This window comes from Limnohabitans sp. DCL3, from assembly GCF_048019295.1.
Classification (GTDB): domain Bacteria; phylum Pseudomonadota; class Gammaproteobacteria; order Burkholderiales; family Burkholderiaceae_C; genus Limnohabitans_A.
The window spans coordinates 1757793-1779219 of sequence record NZ_CP171842.1 but is presented as its reverse complement, the minus strand read 5'-3'; the positions used below and the strand labels follow the sequence as shown (position 1 = coordinate 1779219).

General features: G+C 59.1%; 23 protein-coding genes and 2 tRNA genes. 8 read left to right on the top strand and 17 right to left on the bottom strand.

Translation table 11 applies throughout. From position 1 onward, the window contains the following. Positions 1 to 16 precede the first annotated feature (16 nt). The 7 genes from fliQ to ACHEXK_RS08000 are packed head-to-tail and all read right to left on the bottom strand — an operon-like array spanning position 17 to position 5022. Positions 17 to 286: a flagellar biosynthesis protein FliQ gene (fliQ, locus tag ACHEXK_RS08030; protein WP_322992341.1), complete on the bottom strand. Its 270-nt coding sequence runs from the start codon at positions 284 to 286 to the stop codon at positions 17 to 19. Between the two features lie 10 nt (positions 287 to 296). Further along, positions 297 to 1049: a flagellar type III secretion system pore protein FliP gene (gene fliP, locus ACHEXK_RS08025; RefSeq protein WP_416545029.1), complete on the bottom strand. Its 753-nt coding sequence runs from the start codon at positions 1047 to 1049 to the stop codon at positions 297 to 299. Beyond that, positions 1046 to 1384 carry a flagellar biosynthetic protein FliO gene (fliO, locus tag ACHEXK_RS08020; RefSeq protein ID WP_416545027.1) on the bottom strand — a complete coding sequence of 113 codons (339 nt, stop codon included), beginning with the start codon at positions 1382 to 1384 and terminating at the stop codon, positions 1046 to 1048. Before fliO ends, fliP begins: the two co-directional genes overlap by 4 nt. Positions 1385 to 1402: 18 nt before the next feature. Continuing rightward, entirely contained in the window at positions 1403 to 1714 is a 312-nt protein-coding gene (gene fliN / locus ACHEXK_RS08015) for a flagellar motor switch protein FliN (protein WP_416545025.1), read from the bottom strand. A gap of 19 nt (positions 1715 to 1733) precedes the next feature. Continuing rightward, on the bottom strand, positions 1734 to 2738 hold the full coding sequence (fliM, locus tag ACHEXK_RS08010) for a flagellar motor switch protein FliM (RefSeq protein ID WP_416545023.1): 1005 nt from the start codon (positions 2736 to 2738) through the stop codon (positions 1734 to 1736). A 22-nt stretch (positions 2739 to 2760) separates the two neighbouring features. Beyond that, positions 2761 to 3339, bottom strand: a complete 579-nt coding sequence (locus ACHEXK_RS08005; RefSeq protein ID WP_416545021.1) for a flagellar basal body-associated FliL family protein — start codon at positions 3337 to 3339, stop codon at positions 2761 to 2763. Between the two features lie 24 nt (positions 3340 to 3363). After that, entirely contained in the window at positions 3364 to 5022 is a 1659-nt protein-coding gene (locus tag ACHEXK_RS08000; protein ID WP_416545019.1) for a flagellar hook-length control protein FliK, read from the bottom strand. Between the two features lie 226 nt (positions 5023 to 5248). Between ACHEXK_RS08000 and flhA the strand changes: the two genes are divergently transcribed. From flhA to fliS, 7 genes are all read left to right on the top strand, one after another. Then, complete coding sequence (flhA, locus tag ACHEXK_RS07995) at positions 5249 to 7366, top strand: flagellar biosynthesis protein FlhA (protein WP_416545017.1); 2118 nt, start codon at positions 5249 to 5251, stop codon at positions 7364 to 7366. A gap of 6 nt (positions 7367 to 7372) precedes the next feature. Next, positions 7373 to 8851, top strand: a complete 1479-nt coding sequence (locus tag ACHEXK_RS07990) for a hypothetical protein (protein WP_416545015.1) — start codon at positions 7373 to 7375, stop codon at positions 8849 to 8851. After that, positions 8841 to 9665: a MinD/ParA family protein gene (locus ACHEXK_RS07985; RefSeq protein ID WP_416545013.1), complete on the top strand. Its 825-nt coding sequence runs from the start codon at positions 8841 to 8843 to the stop codon at positions 9663 to 9665. Before ACHEXK_RS07990 ends, ACHEXK_RS07985 begins: the two co-directional genes overlap by 11 nt. A gap of 5 nt (positions 9666 to 9670) precedes the next feature. Further along, on the top strand, positions 9671 to 10381 hold the full coding sequence (gene fliA, locus ACHEXK_RS07980) for an RNA polymerase sigma factor FliA (RefSeq protein ID WP_416545011.1): 711 nt from the start codon (positions 9671 to 9673) through the stop codon (positions 10379 to 10381). Positions 10382 to 10396: 15 nt separating this feature from the next. After that, positions 10397 to 10984 carry a hypothetical protein gene (locus tag ACHEXK_RS07975; protein ID WP_416545009.1) on the top strand — a complete coding sequence of 196 codons (588 nt, stop codon included), beginning with the start codon at positions 10397 to 10399 and terminating at the stop codon, positions 10982 to 10984. 5 nt (positions 10985 to 10989) lie between these two features. Continuing rightward, positions 10990 to 11574, top strand: a complete 585-nt coding sequence (locus ACHEXK_RS07970; RefSeq protein ID WP_416545007.1) for a hypothetical protein — start codon at positions 10990 to 10992, stop codon at positions 11572 to 11574. 131 nt (positions 11575 to 11705) lie between these two features. Continuing rightward, complete coding sequence (gene fliS / locus ACHEXK_RS07965) at positions 11706 to 12128, top strand: flagellar export chaperone FliS (protein WP_416545005.1); 423 nt, start codon at positions 11706 to 11708, stop codon at positions 12126 to 12128. A gap of 35 nt (positions 12129 to 12163) precedes the next feature. On the opposite strand, the gene ACHEXK_RS07960 is transcribed toward fliS, so the two are convergent. The 10 genes from ACHEXK_RS07960 to lexA all read right to left on the bottom strand — a co-directional run bounded on the left by ACHEXK_RS07960 (position 12164) and on the right by lexA (position 20334). Further along, positions 12164 to 12240 (bottom strand) — tRNA-Arg (locus ACHEXK_RS07960). 104 nt (positions 12241 to 12344) lie between these two features. Then, positions 12345 to 12421, bottom strand: a tRNA-Pro gene (locus ACHEXK_RS07955). A gap of 55 nt (positions 12422 to 12476) precedes the next feature. Then, positions 12477 to 13736, bottom strand: a complete 1260-nt coding sequence (locus ACHEXK_RS07950; RefSeq protein WP_416545003.1) for an acyl-CoA dehydrogenase family protein — start codon at positions 13734 to 13736, stop codon at positions 12477 to 12479. A 39-nt stretch (positions 13737 to 13775) separates the two neighbouring features. Next, positions 13776 to 14861 carry a phosphotransferase gene (locus ACHEXK_RS07945; protein WP_416545001.1) on the bottom strand — a complete coding sequence of 362 codons (1086 nt, stop codon included), beginning with the start codon at positions 14859 to 14861 and terminating at the stop codon, positions 13776 to 13778. A 63-nt stretch (positions 14862 to 14924) separates the two neighbouring features. Next, positions 14925 to 15644 carry a Crp/Fnr family transcriptional regulator gene (locus tag ACHEXK_RS07940; protein ID WP_416544999.1) on the bottom strand — a complete coding sequence of 240 codons (720 nt, stop codon included), beginning with the start codon at positions 15642 to 15644 and terminating at the stop codon, positions 14925 to 14927. Positions 15645 to 15701: 57 nt separating this feature from the next. After that, entirely contained in the window at positions 15702 to 16481 is a 780-nt protein-coding gene (locus ACHEXK_RS07935; protein ID WP_416544997.1) for an oxepin-CoA hydrolase, alternative type, read from the bottom strand. Between the two features lie 92 nt (positions 16482 to 16573). Then, a complete protein-coding gene (locus ACHEXK_RS07930) occupies positions 16574 to 18094 on the bottom strand; it encodes a 3-hydroxyacyl-CoA dehydrogenase (RefSeq protein ID WP_416544995.1) in 1521 nt (506 codons plus the stop codon). A 44-nt stretch (positions 18095 to 18138) separates the two neighbouring features. Next, complete coding sequence (locus tag ACHEXK_RS07925; RefSeq protein WP_416544993.1) at positions 18139 to 19146, bottom strand: D-2-hydroxyacid dehydrogenase family protein; 1008 nt, start codon at positions 19144 to 19146, stop codon at positions 18139 to 18141. 57 nt (positions 19147 to 19203) lie between these two features. Continuing rightward, entirely contained in the window at positions 19204 to 19542 is a 339-nt protein-coding gene (locus ACHEXK_RS07920) for a hypothetical protein (RefSeq protein ID WP_416544991.1), read from the bottom strand. 120 nt (positions 19543 to 19662) lie between these two features. Beyond that, on the bottom strand, positions 19663 to 20334 hold the full coding sequence (gene lexA, locus ACHEXK_RS07915) for a transcriptional repressor LexA (RefSeq protein ID WP_416544989.1): 672 nt from the start codon (positions 20332 to 20334) through the stop codon (positions 19663 to 19665). Positions 20335 to 20408: 74 nt separating this feature from the next. Between lexA and ACHEXK_RS07910 the strand changes: the two genes are divergently transcribed. Beyond that, positions 20409 to 21374, top strand: coding sequence for an asparaginase (locus ACHEXK_RS07910; protein WP_416544987.1), 966 nt, complete (start codon positions 20409 to 20411; stop codon positions 21372 to 21374). Positions 21375 to 21427 lie beyond the last annotated feature (53 nt).

Here is a 21427-nt window from a genome sequence, read left to right as displayed (position 1 = left end):
CGGCGCGTCCTGTCGATCAGCTGAACAGGGTGGGGATGCGCTGGAAGATGCTGCGCGTGAAGTCGATCAGGGTCACCAGTTGCCAACTGCCAAAAGTCAACAAACCCAAGGCCAATGCAATCAGCTTGGGGATGAAACTGAGGGTGGACTCGTTGACCGACGTGGCGGCCTGGATGATGCCGATGAACAGGCCCACAGCCAAAGCCAGCACCAGCAGCGGGGCACAAACCAGCATCGCTGTCCACAGCGCTTGCCGTCCCAAATCAATGACCATGGCGGTGTCCATCTTGTCTCCTTTAAGGCATGGCAAAGCTGCCGGCCAGAGAACCCATGATCAGGCTCCAGCCGTCCACCAGCACAAACAACATCAATTTGAAGGGCATCGAAATCATCATGGGTGACAACATCATCATGCCCATGGACATCAACACACTGGCGACGATCAGATCGATGACCACAAAGGGGATGTAGATCAAAAATCCAATGGTAAAAGCGCTTTTGAGCTCAGAGGTCAAAAAGGCGGGCACCAAGGTCATGAAGGGCACTTCTTCGGCACTGGCCACGCCTTTGTTGCGGGCGATTTCCATGAACATGGCGATGTCGTCTTCGCGGGTTTGCAAGAGCATGAAGGCCCTGATCGGTTTTTCTGCCGCGGCCAAGGCCTTGTCAAAGCTCAAGCCTTGGTTCATGTAAGGGAGCAGGGCGTTTTGGTAGACGTCGTTGAGCACGGGCGACATCACAAACAAGGTCAGGAAAAGCGACAGGCCCACGATGACCATGTTGGGGGGCGTTTGGCCAGTGCCCAAGGCCTGCCGCAGGATGGACATGACGATGACGATGCGCACAAACGCCGTCATCATGAGCAGCAAAGAGGGCAACACCGACAGCGTGGTCATCAAGGCCAGCAGTTGCAGCGTGATGCTGTATTGCGTGCCTTTGCCCGTGTTGGTGCTGGTCAGGGCAGGCATGTCGGGCGCAGCCTGCGCCAGAATGGGCAAAAGCCCCACCAAGAGGGCGAGGATCAAGCCGAAGGGGACGGTGCGCTTCATGGGGTGAGGGTTTCCGGTAAGGCCTCAAGGGCCGCTGGCAGTTTGCCGCTGGCTTGGGCGGTGTTCTGGTCAGGCCAAGGCGACAGAACGGTCATGGTTTGGGCCGAGACGCCGAGCAAAATTTCGCGGTCATCCACCCGGATGAGCATGATTTTTTGGCGTGTGCCCACTGACAGGGTTTCCAGCGTCTGCAGGCGTTGCGTGTGTTTGCGCATCAGGCTTTGGCCATTTTGCAGTTTGCGCAGTGTCCACAACAGTGTCAACAGCAAACCAATGACCAACACGAAGCTGAACAGGTACTGCAGCCAGTCGCCCAATGTCCAAACCGAGTTCATGCGGGTACCGCTTCGGGTTCAGAGGTTGTCAAGGCGTTCGGAGGCCGGCACCACGCGGGTGAGGCGGATGCCATAGCGGTCGTTGACCAGCACCACCTCACCTTGGGCGACCACCGTGTTGTTGACCAACAGGTTCAAGGGTTCGCCCGCGATGCGGTCCAACTCGACCACGCTGCCTTGGGTCAGGCGCATCAGGTCACGGATTTTGATGACGGCGCGGCCCACCTCAATGGACAAGGTGACCGGGATGTTTTGCAACACATCGCCGTGGATCTGGCCTTTGTTGCCTGACTCCGGGACGAATTCTTCAGGGTTGTTCAGTTCGTTCATGGGCGTTCCTCTATGCGGTTCAGGCGGTGATGTTGGGGCTGATGGCTTCGGTGATCTTGACAGCCACTTGGCTGCCCAAGGCGCCCACTTCGACCTCGAAGATCGGCATGTCTTCGATCATGGCCCTCGCCGATTCTGGTTTTTTGAAAGGCAACACATCGCCAGGTTGCATGTTTTTCAAGTCTTGCAGGGACATGCTCATCTTGCCCAGCAAAATCTGGATTTCCAATTCGGCGTCGCGCACCGCGTCGTCCAGTTGAACGCGCCAGACTTTGTCGGATTCCTCATTGCCGTCGCCCGTTTGCACACGGCTGCGCAGCACGTCCCGAACAGGTTTGAGTGCGACATAGGGGATGACCATGTCGATGAAGCCCGAGCCCTGGTTGGTGGAGTCCGATTCAAATCGGCTGAGCACCACCAGGTCGTTTTCATCGGCGATTTGGGCAAATTGCGGGTTGATTTCGGAGCTGACGTGTTCAAAGTCGATGGCCGCCACCGGGGCCCACGCTTCTTTGAACGAGCGGAAAAAAACCTGCAAGATGATCTTGATGATGCGCGCCTCAGTGGGGGTGAACAAACGGCCCGCTGGCAGTTGCCCGACACCACGGCCAAAACCGCCAAAAAAACTGTCCAATGAGCTGAACACCACGGTGGTGTCAATCACCACCATGGCATAACCCCGCAAAGGGGCCATGCGGATGATGTTCACCGACAGTGGGGCCTTCAAGTCTTTGATGTAGTCACCAAATCGGACGATCTGCGCGCGCGTGGGGTTGACCCTTGGGCTGGTGCGAAGCACTTCGAGCATGCCCAAGCGGAACATGCGGATGAAGCGCTCGTTGATCATGTCCAAGGAGGCGACGTTGACACCCAGGCTGCTGTCTTCAGCGGCCAAGTCGTGCTTGCGCACGTGGACATCCAGGTTGTAGCCCGTGTCCACTTCCATACTGCCGTCGTTGAAGCTGGCCGACAGCGCGGCCAGTTCCTCGGGCGACAAGAGATTTTGCGATTCAGCCAAGCTCATGACAAACGATCATTCAAGCGGATCACTGGACCACGAAGCTGGTGAAATAGACTTCTTCGATGCCACCAAAGTCTTCGTATTTCTGCAAGAGGGCATTCATTTCTTCGCGAATTTGGGCCGCCAATTCTTTGCGGAACTCGGGCTTGGCCAAGTCGGCTTCGGTCATTTGCCGCATGACGTCCAAGGCCACCGAGCGCAGGGCATATTCATGCTTTTTCGCATTTTTGAACACGCGATCGTCGTAGTGCGTCATGATGGCCGCAGTCAGTTGAATGACCTTTCGCGTACCCGTCAAGTTGGAAATCAGTGGTTTTTCCAACTCCATATAGCTTTTCTCGAAACGCTCGAGCTCGGGTGACTCTTTGGCTTTTTTCTGCGGTGTGTTGTCGCTGGCGCCGGCTTTGGGGTCGGCCGCACCTTCTTCCAACGCTTTCAATGCTTGTTCGGCGGCCAAGGTGTCTTTTTTGTCAAAGAAGCCGGTCACAAACAAGGTGCCCACAACCGTGCCCGTCAACACCAACAAAGCCACCAATGCGATCACGATGATTTTGATCAGGGGTGATTTTTTCTTGCCTTCTACTTCAATTTCTTCATCAGCCATCTTTTTTCCTTGGTTGTTCGCGGGTCAAACCAGCACATCCCAGCCATCTTGCCCCATCTTCATGCGAGGGATCGGAGGGGGCGTTGCTGAAAGGCTGGATTGTGGGTCATCCACGCCCGAATTTGTCGATTTTGACATTTGTCCAGGTGTCGACTCTCCGCCACGTTTCTGCGTTTGACCATCGCCCACCTGCATGGAAGCAACATCCATGCCCATTTGGCTCAAGGTGTCTTTGAGTTTGGACATGCCCTCTTGCAGCAATTCGCGGGTGAGGGCTTGCGGCGCGGTGAACACCGCGTCCAATTCGCCGCTGCGCATGCGCATCTCCACCTCGATGTGGCCCAAGGTGGCGGGTCGCAAGGACAATTTCAGGTGCCATTGTCCTTTTTCGATCTCCGACAAGATCCGCTGGCCCACCGCTTGTCCCATTTTTTCGGCCAAGTTCTGCACATTCTCACTGCGCTGGGTGTGGCTGGGGTTGGGTGTCGGGGCGCTGGCGGGCGTGTTGGGGTTGTCCTGCCGCACGGCCGCTGCCACCTCCATCCGGTGACCGGGGTGGCCTGACAAAGGCGCGGGTTGTTCGCTGGCTTGAGCCGCAGTGGGCAGGCCAGCCCCGTCGGCCAGCCCCAGGGTCAAGCTGTCGAGCACCTCGGGCGTGGCGGTCTGGGACAAATCGATCTCGCTCACGGCGATGCCGGAGGCCGGCGTCACGATTTCCTTGGCGGGTGCGGCCACCATCGGGTTGCGCAGCATCCAGAAAGCGGCGGGGGCGGCGGAGGCCAGCAGATTGATTTGGACTTTGGCGACTTCCGCCGCGTCTTCTTGCGCGGGGGGCGGGGTCGTCACGCGGGCTTTTTCAGTGCCCTGTGTCATGGCCCACAGGGCGGCTGCACTCAATGCCGTCGTTGAAAAGCCGCCATCGGGCTGGCGGGCATCGAGGCCAGTCACGGCGCTGGGCGTGCTGGCGGACGCAGCAAATGGCCCCGTGGATGGCCCAGGGATGGCCACTGCGTCATAGGGCTGTCCAGCAGAGGTGTTGGCCTGTCCGGGCTGCGCCAGCGGGGTGGCGTGCAAGCCCATGGCGCTCAGGTGGTCACCCATGGACGGGGCGCTGCCCAAGGAGGTCCCCACGGTGGGTGCCGCGACTTGAGCCGGATCCAACGGTGCCATCCCACCCGTCTGGTGGGGTGCATCGATCGCGCTTTGCAAGCTTGCGCTGAGCAAAGAAGGCATGCCCACCGAGGCCGTTGTGGGGGCGGGTGCAGCGACCGGCGCAGCGACCGGCGCGCTGCCCATCAACCATTGCACAGCCGTCTCATCCAGGCCTTGGGAGCGGGCGAACGCTTCTAAGCTTTGCTCGTCGGGCACCGAGGCCTCCGAGGTGATGACCTGCATGTGGGGCCCCCACTGCACGGCCTTCAGAAACTCGCCCCCGAAAGAGGCGCCCAAATTTCCGCCCAATGCGCCCGGCCATCCGGTTTGGACTTCGGCCGTGGCGGCCACCTCTTGCCCCGCTGGCAAGGCAGGCGTTTCGCTGGAAGATTGCAAAACCTCCGACATGATGTGTCCGAACTCCCCGTTGGCAGGGCGAAGGCCTGGGCTGCCAGAAGTGTCTGGCGGCTCGACTTTGGCGCTGGAGGCGGTTCGGCTGGGCGATTCGATCGGTGCGAGGGTGATGGACATGTGATTTTTCGGGTAAGCAATGGCGGGTCAAACACCCCTCAGGCAGCGGACAAGTCTTGCCGCTGGCCTGGGGAACACCCTGAATGAGCAATTTACGCACCAGGTTTTGAATCCGGTCACGGGGTGTGGCCCCGGGGGTGTCAAAAGTTGTGGCATGCACCTTGCTTAAAGGTGTGGAAACATTGGTATTCCGACACTTCGATCACCCAGTCCCCCCCACCTGCCCATGACCACCTTGACCCTGTCCGCCCTCCGACAGAATTTCTCGCGCTTCGACCTGGCGGGTTTGGGCTTGCCCGTTTTGGTCTTGATGATCATGGCCATGTTGGTGGTGCCTTTGCCAGCCTTGTTGCTGGACATCTTGTTCACTTTCAACATCATGGTCAGTTTGGTGGTGATCATGATCGCGATTGGCACCCGCAAGCCCCTCGAATTTTCATCCTTCCCCTCGGTGTTGCTCTTTGCCACCATGTTGCGTTTGGCACTGAACGTGGCGTCGACGCGAGTCGTGTTGGTCAATGGGCATGAAGGCCCAGAGTCTGCGGGCAAAGTGATCGCGGCATTTGGTGAATTTGTTATTGGCGGCAACTATGTAGTGGGTTTCATTATTTTCGTGATCTTGATGATCGTGAACTTCTTTGTGGTGACCAAGGGCGCGGGTCGCGTTTCCGAAGTCAATGCCCGATTCACCCTGGACGCGATGCCGGGCAAGCAAATGTCGATCGATGCCGACCTCAATGCCGGTGTGATCGATCAAGAAACCGCCAAAAAGCGCCGTGAAGAGTTGGCCCAAGAGTCCGACTTTTTTGGCTCCATGGACGGTGCTTCCAAGTTCGTGAGCGGTGACGCCATGGCGGGCCTCTTGATTTTGATCATCAACATCGTGGGTGGTTTGGCCATCGGCATTGGGCAGCACAACTTGTCGGTGGGGGACGCCACCCGCATTTATGTCTTGTTGACCATTGGTGATGGCCTTGTGGCCCAAATCCCTTCATTGTTCCTGTCGCTGGCCACCGCCATCATCGTGACCCGGGTGACGACCTCCGAGTCGATGACCGAGCAGGCGACCAGCCAATTTTCGAATGTGCCGGCTTTGTTCATCTCGGCTGGCATTTTGACCATCTTGGGCTTGGTGCCCGGCATGCCACACCTGGTCTTTTTGGTCCTCGCCGGTGCCACGGCAGGGGTGGCCTTCATGGTCATGCGCAAACAAATGCAATTGGAAGAAAGCGCTGCTGCCCCGGCACTGCCCAACACCGATGCCCCCAAAGAACTCGATTGGGACGATGTCGAGCAAGTCGATTTGATTGGTTTGGAAATTGGTTACGGCCTGATTCCCCTGGTCAACGTGGAGTCGGGCGGGCAGTTGATGACCCGTGTGAAGGGGGTGCGCAAAAAGCTTTCCGCCGAATTGGGCTTTTTGGTGCAACCGGTGCGCATCCGTGATGCCCTGAACCTGGAGCCCGACGCTTACCACATCGTTCTCAATGGCGTGGTGCGGGGCCGTGGGGAAGTCAAGGTGGGCCGCGAATTGGCGATCAACCCAGGCAAGGTGTACGGCAAAGTCGAAGGCCAAGCCACCAAAGAGCCCGCTTTTGGTCTGGAAGCCGTGTGGATCCAGCCCGTGTTGCGTGATCAGGCCCGGGCCTTGGGTTACACCGTGGTGGACCCCAGCACCGCGATTGCCACCCACATGAACAAGGTGCTCCGGGACAACGCCTCCGAGCTGATGAGCCACGACGAAGCCCAGAAATTGCTGGACAAATTGGCCGCCAAGTCCCCCAAGTTGGTGGAAGAGCTGGTGCCCGGCAAGTTGTCCTTGGGGGTGGTCACCCGCACACTGCAAAACCTGTTGCAAGAGTCGGTGCCCATCCGCGACATGCGCACCGTCGTCGAAGCCCTGACCGAAGTCTGCGGCCGCACGCAAGACCCTGATCAATTGACCCAGCTGGTGCGTCCTAAGTTGGGCCGCATGATCGTGCAAAGCCTGACCGAAAACCGCGAAACTTTGTCGGTGTTGACGCTCGATCCTCAGCTCGAGCAGCTGCTGCACAATGTGTTGCAACAAAATACCAACTCGGCCGGTATGGTGCTGGAGCCCAGCTTGGCCGAAAGCCTCTTTGCCGCCCTGCGCGAAAGTGCCCGCACCACCGAAGAGCAGGGCTTGCCCGCCGTGTTGGTGGTCTCTCCCGCCATCCGCCCCTGGATGTCCCGCGCAGTGCGTTACCGCGTCAACGACCTGACGGTGCTCTCGTACAGCGAAATTCCGGACGATCAGCCCGTCAAGGTGATCAACACCGTGCAAGCCGATCCGCGCAACAACTCTTCTGCCCCCAAAGCCTGATAAATCATGGAACTCAAACGCATCATTGCCCGCGACAGCCGCTCAGCCAATGAAAAAGCCATCCAGTTGTACGGCAACGATGTCTTGATCATTTCCAGCCAGCGTGTCGACCAGCAGACCGAATTGATTGTGGCGGTGGACATTGCCAGTGAGCCCTTGGCGCCAGCGACCTTGCCCAGCAAAGACGCGTCTGACGCCCAGCGTGCCGTCCAGGGACAAAATGAACAATTTGTGCCATTTGCCGAGATGCTCCAAAACGCCAGCGCGCCTTCGGCACAGGACCCTGCGAGCGAAACCACGGACGCCATGGCCTTTGAAACGGCGCTGGCGCGTTTGCATGCGCGGGCCCCAGCAGCGCGCGCCGCTGCCCCAGAGACAGCGCCCAGTTCCCTGCCGGCCAGCGCGCCCGTTCATCACCCGGTCCAGACCCCGGTGCAAGCGCTCCAGTCCAGCCCCTACGAGCAGCAGCGCAGCCACGAAATTGTGGACCTGCTGCGGGAAGAAATGGCCGCTTTGCGCAAGGAGTTTGCGCTGTCGCGCCAAATGCAACCTTGGCAACAAACCCTCGGTTTGTCACCCGAGATCCAAAAATTGGGCCTGGCCATGCAAGAAGTGGGCATGCCCTCGGGCCTGCGCGCCTTGATCACCGACAGCATTCAGCACATGGACACGCTGGCTGAGGCTTGGCCTGTGGTGCAGAGCCTGCTGGTGCAGGCCCTGGATCGCCCGGTTGGAGAGGTGCCCAGCCAAGGCGTGCATGTTTTGTGCGGCCCCTCGGGCGCCGGCAAAACCTCGATGTTGGGCCGTTTGGCCTATGCGGCGGCCCAGTCGCATGGCGCTGAAAAGCAGGTCATGATCAGTTATGGGGATCAACGCCCTGGCGCTTGGTCGCAAATTCAATTGCTCGCTTCCCAAGCCGGCGCGTCCTGCTTTCGCGCCGCCGATATGGGCATGCTGCAGACGCTGCTCGACGACTTGCAGGGCAAGACCGTCTGGATCGACACGCCAGGTGCTGATTTTTCAGCCCAAGCACTGCAACTTCAGTCGCAATTGGGCCTCGATCTGCATGCGGTCTTGCCGGTTGATGCTACAGTGACCAGTGTGCAAAAAATTCTCCAAAACCCTCAAATTCGCTGGTCATCCTTGATGTTGACCAAAGTGGATGAAGCCGCTTACCCCTGGCCCTTGATCAAGGGACTGTGTGAGCAGCCTTTGGTGGTTTCTTGCATGGCCGAGGACAGCAAAATCAATGTTCCTCCTGTGGCTTTGGGTGCCGCGCGTTTGGTGGATTTGGCCATGACGCCTTTGCAGGCCTTGTTGCCGGAAGTTCAGCACCTGGGCGCGGCCGTCCCCCCCGCCAAAGCCGCGCGCAAGCCCCGAGTCAAAAAAGCCACCCTGTCCGTGGCGGAAGTTCAACCCCAACCGCGTGCCGTGAAGCCGCGGGTCACGACAATGTCGTCCGTCAGGGCCATCCATGGATCATAAAAACTTCCCCCAAGTCATTGGTGTGGCCAGCGGCAAAGGGGGCGCCGGAAAAACCACGGTGGCCATCAATTTGGCCGTCGCGTTGGCGTTGCGGGGTCACAAAGTCATGCTGTTGGACGCTGACTTGGGCATGGCCAATGCGCAAATTGCCTTGGGCGCGCATGCCCCATTCAACATCAGCCATGTGCTCAATGGCAGTAAAACCCTGCAAGAAGTCATGGTGACCACGGCCCAGGGTGTGCGTTTGGTGCCTGGCGCATCGGGGTTGCGCAACATCGCCGCGCTCGACACCGCCCAGATCGCGACCATGATCCGTGCATTCGACAGCTTGGATGAGCCCGTCGATTACTTGGTGGTGGACGTCGCTGCGGGCATTGCGCCTGCGGTGTTGGAGTTCATGGCCGCCTGCCAACGCCGCTTTGTGGTGGTTTGTGACCAACCCTCTTCGATTGCCGATGCTTATGGCCTGATCAAGGTCATGTCGACCGAGCAGTCTCTTGACGAAATCTACCTCATCCCCAACATGGTGGGCAGTGCCCACGAGGGGCGGCAGTTGTACCGGCGTTTGAACGATGTCTGTGCACGTTTTCTGGGGATTTCGATCCGTTACCTGCATGCCATTGAGGGAGACGAGTTGGTCTTGCAGGCCTTGCGCAAATACCAGTCGGTTCTGGATTACGCCCCCGGCAGTGCCGCTTCGCGTGATTTCAGGGCACTGGCGGAAGCCCTGGACCAACTCCCGCCCATTCAAACGGCATCTGGGCGCATGCAGTTTTTCATGGAGCGCATGCTCCGTGTGTCTGCGAACGGATGACACGCATGAGCAGCAACGTCTCTCTTTACGAAGAGGTGGGCAATCAGCACGAGTCCATGATCTTGGCGCACATGCCCATGGTCAAACGTGTGGCGGTGCACTTGAAAGCGCGCTTGCCCCCCTTCATGGAGCTCGATGAGCTGGTCCAAGTCGGTATGGTCGGCTTGATCGAGGCCGCCCGCTCTTTTGACCCGACCAAGGGTTTCGAGTTCGAGCACTTTGCACTCAGCCGCGTTCGCGGCGCGATCTTGGATGAGGTGCGGCGCCAGTCGTTTCTGCCTCGTTCGGCCGTGGCTTTCAACAAAAACGAGAACGAAGCCGTTCACGTCCTGGCTGCCGAGTTGGGGCGTGCCCCGACGCAAGCTGAATTGGCCCTGTTCATGGGCAAAGACATCGATGAGTTTCACAAAGAGCGCGGTCAAGCCAAACGATTTGAAACCTTCTCCATGGAAGTGGTCAATGACGAGGTCATGAGCATGCCTGCTGACAGCGCCATGCAGCCCGAAGTCATGGTGGAGGAGGCCGAGTTCATGGAGGCCGTGGTCCAAGCCATCGACGAGCTGCCCGAACGCGAGCGCCTGGTCATGTCGCTGTATTACGTGGAAGAGCTCAACCTCAAGGAAATCGGCGAGGTTCTGGGGGTCAGTGAGTCTCGGGTGAGCCAAATTTTGTCGACTGTGGTGAAAAAACTGCGGCAAAATTTACAAATTTCTTAAGTTCAGACAAAGTCCATGTTCGGTCTTTTCAGTCTTTTTTCACGCCGCAAACCCGCCGATGACATGCGTCGCGCGCAGGTGGCTTACGAAAAAGTGGTGTCCTTGAAGGGGGACTCCCATGATGCACGCAGCCTGCGTTTGCGCATGGGCTTGATCTGCCGCGCCCATTTGGACAAAACCTTTGTGGATGGCGCAGAGCAAACCGCAGCTTGGGAAGTGCGCGCGCGGGCGGCATTGATCGAGGGTTTGCCCCTGCCGCAAGCCCCCAAGCCCTCGGCATTTCAAAAAATCCGTGCGGGCGACAATGAGATCCACGCCTACTTGCCCGAGGAGTTCGCGGCCGAAGCGTTTGCTTTGGGCTCACGCTACCAAAAAACCGAGTTGTCGGCGCCCAAAGCCATCGAGGCCATGCAAGCCCTGGCGCACCAAATCAGCCACTACGAATTGCGTTTGCCGGAGCCTTTTCAGGTGCTGGACTTCTTGCGCGAAGAGCTGGCAGCTCAAGCCGCCTTGCAGGAAGCTGCCTTGCAAGAAGCCGCCTTGCAAGAAGCTGGTGCTGCACAGGACAGCGCCGAGCCGCCATCGGGTGTCAGTGGCTCATGATGCACATGGAAGCTTTGCTCAATGCCTTGCTGGCGATTGGTTTGTTGTTGCTTTTGCTGTTGGTCGTGTACCTGATTGACAGGGTCAACTCGATTGAAACCGAAACCCGCAAAGTGGTCAGTACCCTGAATGAAAACGCGGCCAAACTGGCCACCCCGTCGATGGGTCTGAGTGCCAAAAAACTGTGGGATGTCATGACGGGCCGATCCAGTGAAGGTTTGGACCCCTCATCGGTGGCCGATTTGCGCAGCCGTTACCCCGTGATCTTGGCCAAGCATGCCGAGGCCCTCTACAAGGATGGCTTCAAGGACGGGATTCTCGGCGCGGCGCCCAATGAACCTAAAAACACCAAAGACATTGTGACGGCCAAAGGCACGGTGGAGTCCTGGATTCCGACAGCCCAAGCCAATGCTTTGTACCAATGCGGCTTGAGTGCATCCCAAACGCCAGAAGCCGAGTGGGGCCCGATCCGCGCCTCCATGGACGAAGCGGGGCAGTACCTGTGGACCAAAGCCCAGTTGGACGTCACCAGCCCCTTGTCCGAGTGGTTGATGCCCTCGTCATCCGACGACGGCTCGCTGGGCCCTTGAACGCGCAGCGTTACCTCGGCCCGCGCCCAACTCGCATGGTTGGGAAACTTTGCAAAATTGCAAGATGGGCCTCAAGTTTTCCCGCAAAGCGCCGATTCCTCTGTTACTGAAGTAGTAAAGGGGTTTTTTCCATGCGTGCCTATTCCAAGTTTGCTGAGAGTTACGGTTCTGTCCAAGTTGCCACCGGTGTGGCGACAGCGGACAACATTCAGTTGATTCAGATGCTTTTCGATGGCTTGCTGGAGAGCCTGGCCTCCGCCTCCGGGCACATTCAAAACAATGTGATTGAAGAAAAATCGAAAGCTTTGGCCCGTGCCGGTCGCATTGTGGTGGGCTTGCAAGGGGCTTTGGATTTCGAACGTGGTGGTGAATTGGCGCAAAACCTCAACGAGTTGTATGCCTACATCACCCGTCGCCTGTTCCACGTCAACGCGTACAACGACTTGACGGCGCTGGAAGAGGTCAAAACCTTGATTCTGGACATTTCGCAAGCCTGGCAGACATTGCCCAGTTTGCTGACAGACACGGGCCGCAAGACCTATTACGCCAATTGAAGAGGGGCACCCCTGTCACAAAGGGTGAGGCCATGTGGTCTGCCCGACAGGGATCGAACCTGTGACCCACAGCTTAGAAGGCTGTTGCTCTATCCAACTGAGCTACGGGCAGAATGGATCAGATCTTCAGAAACACCAAAGGCCCTGACGGGCCTTTGTTGTTGGTGGGTCTGAAATCAGACGTTTGGAACTTCTTGAAGGTCAAACCTCAGGAAATGGTCGGAGCGGCGGGATTCGAACTCGCGACCCTCTGCTCCCAAAGCAGATGCGCTACCAGGCTGCGCTACGCTCCGACAGGTCATATTCTAACCCCCAAAAACGCTGATCTTGACCTTGTGGCCAAAAAAGTCAGCTCCCGCGTGTGATGGGCATGCCCACATCACCGGGCCACGCCAGTTGTTTGGCCAATTCCAGCTTGGCCAGTGAGTTGCGGTGCACCTCGTCTGGGCCATCGGCCAGGCGCAGGGTGCGCTGGTGGGCGTAGGCATAGGCCAGCGGAAAGTCTTGCGACACGCCGCCACCGCCGTGGGCCTGTATGGCCCAGTCGATGATTTGGCAGGCCATGTTGGGGGCCACGATCTTGATCATCGCAATTTCAGCCTTGGCCACCTTGTTGCCCACGGTGTCCATCATGTAAGCGGCTTTGAGGGTGAGCAGGCGGGCTTGCTCGATCATGCAGCGTGACTCGGCGATGCGCTCTTGCCACACGGTCTGGCGGGCCACTTCGCGGCCAAAGGCCACGCGTTCGTTCAGGCGTTTGCACATCAACTCCAGGGCCCGTTCGGCAATCCCGATGGTGCGCATGCAGTGGTGGATGCGGCCAGGCCCCAAGCGGCCCTGCGCGATTTCAAAACCGCGGCCTTCGCCCAGCAAGATGTTCTCAGCCGGGACGCGCACGTTTTTCAGCACCACCTCCATGTGACCGTGTGGAGCATCGTCGTAACCGAACACCGACAGGGCGCGCACCACCGTGATGCCGGGCGCATTGGCGGGCACCACGATCATGGACTGCTGCTCATGTCGGCCGGCATCGGGGTTGGTCTTGCCCATCACGATGTACACCGCGCAGCGTGGGTCACCCGCGCCAGACGACCACCACTTGCGGCCGTTGATCACATACTCATTGCCCTCGCGGCGGATTTCGCATTCGATGTTGGTGGCATCAGATGAGGCCACATCGGGCTCGGTCATCAAAAAAGCCGAGCGAATTTCGCCGCGCAACAAGGGCTCGAGCCATTCGTCTTTGAGGCTTTCGCTGGCGTAACGCTCCAGTGTCTCCATGTTGCCGGTGTCGGGCGCCGAGCAGTTGAAGACCTCGGCGGCAAATGGCACGCGGCCCATGATCTCGCACAGCGGCGCGTATTCGAGGTTGGACAAGCCTTGGGGTGCGCGGGTGGATTGGGGCAAAAACAGGTTCCACAAACCGGCAGCAAGGGCCTTGGGCTTGAGTTCTTCAACGATTTTGGTGGGCACCCAGGCATTGCCTTTGGCGCGGTTTTCGGCGATTTCTTCAAAGAACCGCGCCTCGTTGGGGTAAATGTGCTCGTCCATGAAGGCCAGCAAACGGGCCTGCATGTCCTTGACCTTGGGGGTGTATTCGAAATCCATGGTCTCTCTCCTGGGGTGGTTGTTTGGGGGATGAACGGTTCAGGCCTGTCGGGCAAATCGCCAGGCCAACTCGGCCATGGGACGCGCGCCTGCGCCCGAAGATTTGGCTTGTTCGCTGGATGCGGTGCCATCTTCGACGCGCTTGGCAATGCCTTGCAAAATCGCAGCGATGCGGAACATGTTGTACGCGAGGTAAAAGTTCCAGTCCCGGGCCAAGGCCTCGGGTGTGGTGAAGCCCGTGCGCTCGCAATAGCGGCGGATGTACTCGGTCTCAGAGGGGATGCCCAAAGCGGTCAAATCGAGCCCGCCAATGCCGCGGAAGGTGCCCGGGCTGATGTGCCAGGCCATGCAGTGGTAGCTGAAGTCGGCCAGAGGGTGGCCCAAGGTGGACAGCTCCCAGTCGAGCACCGCCAGCACGCGGGCGTCGCTGGGGTGGAACATCAAATTGTCCAGGCGGTAGTCACCGTGCACGATGCCGACCAATGATTCGTCTTTGGCGCTGTCGGGGATGTTTTTCGGCAACCACGCGATCAGTTGGTCCATCTCGGGGATGGGTTGGGTGATGGAGGCTGCGTACTGTTTGCTCCATCGGCCGATCTGGCGCTCAATGTAATTGCCCGGTTTGCCGTAGTTGGCCAGCCCTTGTTTGGCCACATCCACCTTGTGCAGCGCCGCCAAAACCCGATTCATTTCGTCGTAAATGGCGCCGCGCTCGGCGGGCGTCATGCCTGGCAAAGACTGGTCCCAGAGCACACGGCCTTGCACGAAGGCCATGACGTAGAAAGCGCGGCCAATCACCGACTCGTCGTCGCACAGCACATGCATGGTGGCCACCGGCACGTCGGTGCCGTGCAGGCCTCTCATCACGGCAAATTCGCGTTCGATGGCGTGGGCTGAGGGCAGCAGCTTGGCCACGGGGCCAGGCTTGGCGCGCATCACATAGTGTTGCGACGGGGTGATGAGCTTGTAGGTGGGGTTGGATTGCCCACCCTTGAACATTTCAACGCTCAAGGGGCCCGCAAAGCCGGGCAGTTGGGCTGTGAGCCAAGCTTCCAGGGCGGGGATGTCGAAAGCATGGGCGCCCGTGACTGGACGGGTCCCCACGAAATGGTCAAAAGCACTCATGGGTTTCCCGTTCAAAATCGGTGATCTCTGACGACAGAGGCCAGAACCGAAGGCCGCGTCGGCTCAGTGGTCCGCGTTCACGATCAGCATCAGCGCGTCGCGGTCCAGCACCACCAAGCCACCGGGCTCGATGCGGATGATCAGCTCGCGCTCCATTTGCTTGAGCTCTTGGTTGACGCGTTGGCGCGAAGCGCCCAGCAGTTGCGCCAATTCCTCCTGGGCCAGTTGCAAACTGATGCGGATGGCTTTGGCGTCCGACAAACTGGGCACGCCGTAGCTGCGCAGCAGGTGGTTGAGTTGTTTGGCCAGACGAGCCCGCAAGGGCAGGGTGTTGAGGTCTTCCACCAAGCCGTAGAGCTGGCGAATGCGCCGTGCATGCAAGCGCAACATGGCGTCGTAAAACTCGACGTGCTGAGAGAGGATTTTCTTGAAGTCGGCCTTGGCCACGTTCAGCGTGGTGGTGTCCCCGTGCGCGTAGCAGTCGTGTGTACGCCGGTCTCCATCGAAAATCGAGACATCGCCAAACCAGATCCCCGGCTCCACATAGGTCAGGGTGATTTGTTTGCCCGACACCGACGTCGAACTCACGCGGACCGCGCCCTTGGCACAGGCAATCCACTGCTCGGGCGGATCGCCTCGCGCAGCGAGCATGTCGCCGTCTTTGTGGCGTTTGACGTAGGCGCATCGAAGTATGTCGTGTCGGAGTGATGGCGAAAGGGTTGAGAACCAGCGACCTGCATTGATCGCTTCTCTTTCCTCCATTGTCAGAATCGGTTCGTCCATGCTCTGTCCTTTGAGTGACTGGTGATCGAAATTTTGTCGCCTGGGGGACCAGTCGGTTTATTCGTATTCGGGTTTTTGCTTGTTCAAAAATGCCCCAATGCCAATACCGGCATTGGGGTGGTGCAGGTTTTTGACAAACGCATTGCGCTCGCGTGCCAGCTGTGCATTCAGGCTGCTGCCGTTCGCGTCGCTGAGCAGCTCTTTGATGCTGGCCAGGGCGTTGGGTGCACGGGCGTTGAGCTGTTCGCACAGTTCCAGGGCTTGCTGCAAGGCTTGGCCAGCCTCGGCGAGGCGATTGACCACACCCAATTGCTGCAGCCGCTCGGCACCGATGCGCTCACCACACATCAGCAGCTCGGTGGCCAGCTGGCGCGGCACGGCATGCGACAGGCTCCAGCTGCCGCCGCCATCGGGCGACAAAGCAATCGAGCTGTAGGCCATCACAAACACGCTGTTGCGTGCGGCCACGATCATGTCGCAGGCCAGGGCCAAGGAAAAACCTGCGCCGGCTGCGGGGCCTTCGACGGCAGCAATCACGGGCTTGGGGAAGGTGCGAATCGCTTCGATCCAATTGTGCAGGCCTTCGATGCTTTGGGATTGGTGTTCGGGCGGGCGCTGGCGGTTGTTTTGCAGGCGTTGCAAATTGCCCCCCGCACTGAAAATCCCGTTGGCCCCTGTGATCACCACGCTGCGCACATCCGCACTGGACTCGGCCACGCTCAGGGCTTCGACCCCTGCGGCGTACATCTCCGGCCCGAGTGCGTTGCGAAACTCGGGGTTGCTGAGGGTCAGGACCAGGGTCCGGCCTTCGCTGGTGCTGAGCAGTTGGGCGGTCATCTTGTTTCTTCATCAGTTGGGGACCGAGCGCAAGAGCTGTCCCACACAGTCATCAGCAGGAAACAGAACCCAAGTTCTGCCCCGCACCATCATCATTCCTCGGTGTGCATCAAGGACAGGCCGATTGCACCCCGGCGGCGCAACCATGGGCTGGGGCGATAACGGGGGTCGCCATAAACGGTTTGGAGGTTGAACAGCACTTCCAAAATGCTGTCCGGCCCCAAGCGGTTGCCCATGGCCAGTGGGCCCATGGGGTAAGCCAAACCCAAGGTGACGGCGGTTTCCAAATCTTGCGGGGTGCAGATGCGTTGCTGGCAAATGTCGGACGCGATGTTGACGATGGTGGCCACCACGCGCTGAGTGACGAAGCCGCCACTGTCACGAATGACCGACACGGCCTTGCCATCGCGAGCAAACAGGGCATGCGCTGCATCGCGCATATCGACCCGTGTGGCGGGGTTGGTGGCCAGCACGCGGCGTTGGGTAGCGCCGTCGTCAAAGAGCATGTCGATGCCGATGGTGCGGGCCGGATCCAAGCGCTCAACCACGGCCACGGTGGTGATGTCAAAGCCCAAAGGGGCGACGATGGTGAGTGCCTCTGGTGAGGGTGACGCCCCAGTTTCAATGGAGGCGCCGAGATTTTTCAACAGTTGCAGCAGCGCCATGCGCCGAGTGGCTCGGGGGGAGACCCAAACAGGCGGGAGATTCTCCACCACAGGGACGGGCGTTTCGGCCGGCATTTGCGCTGCACCATCCACGTACTTGTAAAAACCTTCGCCAACTTTTTTCCCCACCACGCCTGCCGCCAAGCGCTGGGCGGTGATCACGTTTGGCCGATAGCGCGGCTCTTCGTAATACTGGTGGTAGATCGACTCAATCACGTGGTGCGAGACATCCAATGCCGTCAGATCAAACAGCTCGAAAGGACCCAGTTTGAAGCCGACTTGGTCGCGCAAAATGCGGTCAATGGTGGCGAAATCGGCCACACCTTCACTCACGATGCGCAAAGCCTCGGTGCCATAACCGCGCCCGGCATGGTTGACGATGAAGCCCGGAGTGTCTTGGGCCTGAACCGGGGTATGGCCCATCTGCCGGGCAAAATCCGACAAGCGCTGACACACAGCTGCGTCAGTTTTGAGGCCCGCAATCACCTCGACCACTTTCATGAGTGGGACGGGGTTGAAAAAGTGGTAACCCGCAAACTGTGCCGGCCGCTGCAAGGCCGCAGCAATCGCGGTCACAGACAGCGAGGAGGTGTTGGTGACCAGCACCGCCGTTGGCGCCAGCACTTTTTCCAGCTCGGTGAACAGGCTTTTCTTGGTGTCGAGCTTTTCGACAATGGCTTCGATCACCAACTCGCACCCCGCCAGGCTCTCCAAGTTGGAAGCGCCCATCAGGCGGCTTTTATGACCCGCCACGGCTTCGGCCGTGAGGCGTCCTTTGTCTTGCAACTTGTCCCATTGCTGGAAAACGGCGCTGATGGCTTTGTCGATGGCTTCAGCTTGTGTGTCGTAGAGCCAGACTTGGCTTCCTGTCTGGGCGGCAATTTGGGCAATGCCCCGACCCATGGCTCCTGCGCCAATGATGGCGACTTTGGTAAATGCAAGCGTCATGTGGGATTGGAAAAAATGAAAGGGAAATGGGCGATGCGTTGGCTTCAGCGGCGAACCTGCAATGCACCAGGGTTCACGATGTTCGTGGGAGTGCCTTTGATGTAATTGACCACATTGTCAAATGCGGCCCCGAAATACATCTCGTAATTGTCTTTTTCAACGTAACCAATATGGGGCGTGCAAATGCAATTTTCCAGGCGCAACAAAGCGGAGCCTTGCAAAATCGGCTCTGACTCGAACACGTCGACAGCGGCCAAACCTGGGCGGCCACGGTTAAGGCCACCAATCAGGGCGTTGGGTTCGATCAATTCAGCGCGAGACGTGTTGACAAACAGCGACGTGGGTTTCATCCGACCCAAATCTTCGCTGGTCACGATGCCTTGGGTGGTCTCATTGAAGCGCAAGTGAACCGACAGCACGTCTGCTTCTTCAAAGAAGGCCACCCGACTGGCGGCTGCTCGGTAGCCGTGTTGAATGGCCTTTTGGCGCGACTCGTCGCTGCCCCAGACCATCACATCCATGCCAAACGCTTTGCCATAACCGGCCACCAACTGGCCAATTTTTCCGTAGCCCCAAATGCCCAGCGTTCGACCTTTGAGGACCGTGCCCAAGCCAAAATTGGTGGGCATGGAGCCGGCTTTGAGGCCCGATTGTTGCCAGGCACCGTGCTTGAGGTTGCCGATGTACTGGGGCAAACGGCGGGTTGCCGCCATGACCAAAGCCCAAGTCAGTTCGGCGGGGGCCACCGGTGAACCCACACCCTCGGCCACTGCGACGCCGCGTTCCGTACACGCGGCCAAATCGACATGGCCACCCAACCGTCCTGTTTGCGCAATGAGTTTCAAGCGGGGCAGCTTCTCGATCACAGCGCGCGGCAGGTGGGTACGCTCACGGATCAGCACGATGATGTCCGCATCTTTGAGGCGAACCGTCAACTGGCCCATGCCTTTGACCGTGTTGGTATAGACCTTGGCCGAGAAATTTTCGAGTTTGGCGGCGCAGTCGAGTTTGCGGACCACGTCCTGGTAGTCGTCAAGAATCACAATGTTCATCCCTCCATTGTGCCTTGACGTGGCCGCCTCTTGGCGACGCAGGGCGTGCTTTTCAGGTCAAATCCGAGCCTGTGCCGCCTCAATCGCCGCCAAACGGTCCAATTCTGCGCACACATCGGCCATGCGACCGGAGATCACCATACGGCCTGCGCCTTTGACCCTTTGGTCACTTTCGGTGACCCGAAGCACCCGCAGGGCCGGGGCAGTCGGTGCCGCCTGCACCCATGGCGGGGAAGTGCTGGACTTGAGCGCGGGTACACAGGCTGGGCGGCGTGACGCCCAAACCGGGCGCAAAGCCGCATTGGCACGTGGGGTTTTGGCTGCGATGGGTGCAGACCGGGAGAGGTTGGAGAGGCCTTGAAACAGACCCGAAATAGCCAGCAGAGCGATTCCCATGTGAAACCTTTCAAAAGCATGGAGGTTGGACACAGGCAGGATTGCTAATGGGGCCTGCTGCACCAGGGCCGGCGGAATTCGTCCGCCTGCGCCCGCCACCTGGTGCTGCAAGCAGATGATTTACATGAGCAAGGTGTTGCGAATCAAACCGACAGCCAGTCCTTCGATATCGAAGGGCTCTTCGGGGTTGACAACGATGGTGGGGTAATCGGGGTTTTCCGGCAAAAGCTCGATGCCAGTGGCCGTTTTGCGCAGGCGCTTGACGGTGACGTCATCGCCCAAGCGTGCCACCACGATTTGTCCGTTGCGCACATCTTTGGTGGATTTGACCGCCAACAAGTCGCCGTCCATGATGCCGACGTCGCGCATCGACATGCCGCGGACGCGCAGCAGGTAATCCGGTTGTTCGGTGAACAGGCTGCTTTCGATTTGGTAGCTCCGGTCCACATGCTCTTGGGCCAAAATGGGTGAGCCTGCTGCAACGCGGCCAACCAATGGCAAACTCAGTTGCCCTAAACCGGGCAATGTGAGGCTAAACAGATCGGATGGTGCACGAAGAGGGTTGCGGTTGCTGCCTTTGAGGCGAATGCCGCGTGAGGTACCGCTGACCAATTCGATGGCGCCTTTGCGGGCCAAGGCCTTCAGGTGCTCTTCCGCTGCATTGGCCGATTTGAAGCCCAACACGTTGGCGATCTCGGCACGTGTGGGCGGCGCACCTGTGTTGGCGATCGAATTCTGGATCAGTTCCAGAATTTCTTGCTGCCGGGCGGTGAGTTTGGGGCTGTCGGTCATGGCGGTCTCCGTGTGAGGACGGGGTGGGCTGTTTTTTCATCCAGTGACTGTATTTTTAACCAGTTTTGAGGGTTATGCAAGTGGTTCAAACAAAAAAAAATCAAAAGGTCGTGGTTTTGGGAACCGGTGGCACCATCGCCGGCACGGGTCGCAGTGCCGGCGATCACACCGCTTACACAGCAGGCCAGGTGAGCGTCCAGCACCTTTTGGAGGCATTGCCTGGTCTCGAGGACAGCTTGCAGGGCCATGCGTTGTTCTGCGAACAAGTGGCCCAACTGGACAGCAAGGACATGGACCACGTGACCTGGCAGTCGCTCGCGCAACGGGCGTTGCATTGGTTGAACCAGGCCGATGTGGTGGGCATGGTCATCACCCACGGCACCGACACACTCGAAGAAACTGCATGGTTTTTGCAGAAGGTCCTCGACACGCACAAACCGGTGGTGTTGACCTGTGCCATGCGTCCGGCGACGGCCTTGGCACCCGATGGTCCTCAAAATATGCTCGATGCGTTGGCTGTCGCGTGCCACCCGCAGGCACGCGGTGTGCTGGTCGTGTGTGCTGGAAGCATCCATGGCGCCGGCGAGGTGCAAAAAATCCACCCCTATCGGCTCGACGCGTTTGCTTCGGAGACAGGCCCCCGAGGTTGGGTGGAGCAGGGGCAGGTGCGCTGGACAGGGCTGTGCCAAGCGCCAGAGCTGCACGCCCGAGCCCCTCAGGTGTTGACCCAAGCCGTGACCCACTGGCCTTGGGTCGAGGTGTTGCACAGCCACGCTGGTGCCGATGAACGCCGCGTCCGCGCGTTGGTAGCCGCCGGTGTGAACGGCTTGGTGGTGGCGGGTACAGGCAACGGAACGGTGCACCAAAGCTTGTTGGGTGCCTTGGTACAAGCCCAGTTGCAGGGTGTCGCTGTGCGTGTGACAAGCCGCTGCGCGCAGGGTCAGATCGTGGGGCAGCCCGGCGTGCTGCCCTTGGCGCCGCTGGGGCTCAATGCCTACAAGGCGCGGGTGAGTTTGATGTTGGACCTGATGGTCATCTGAACGGCCTCCCAACAAAAAGCCCCGCATCGCGGGGCTTTTTGTTGGAGGGTGCG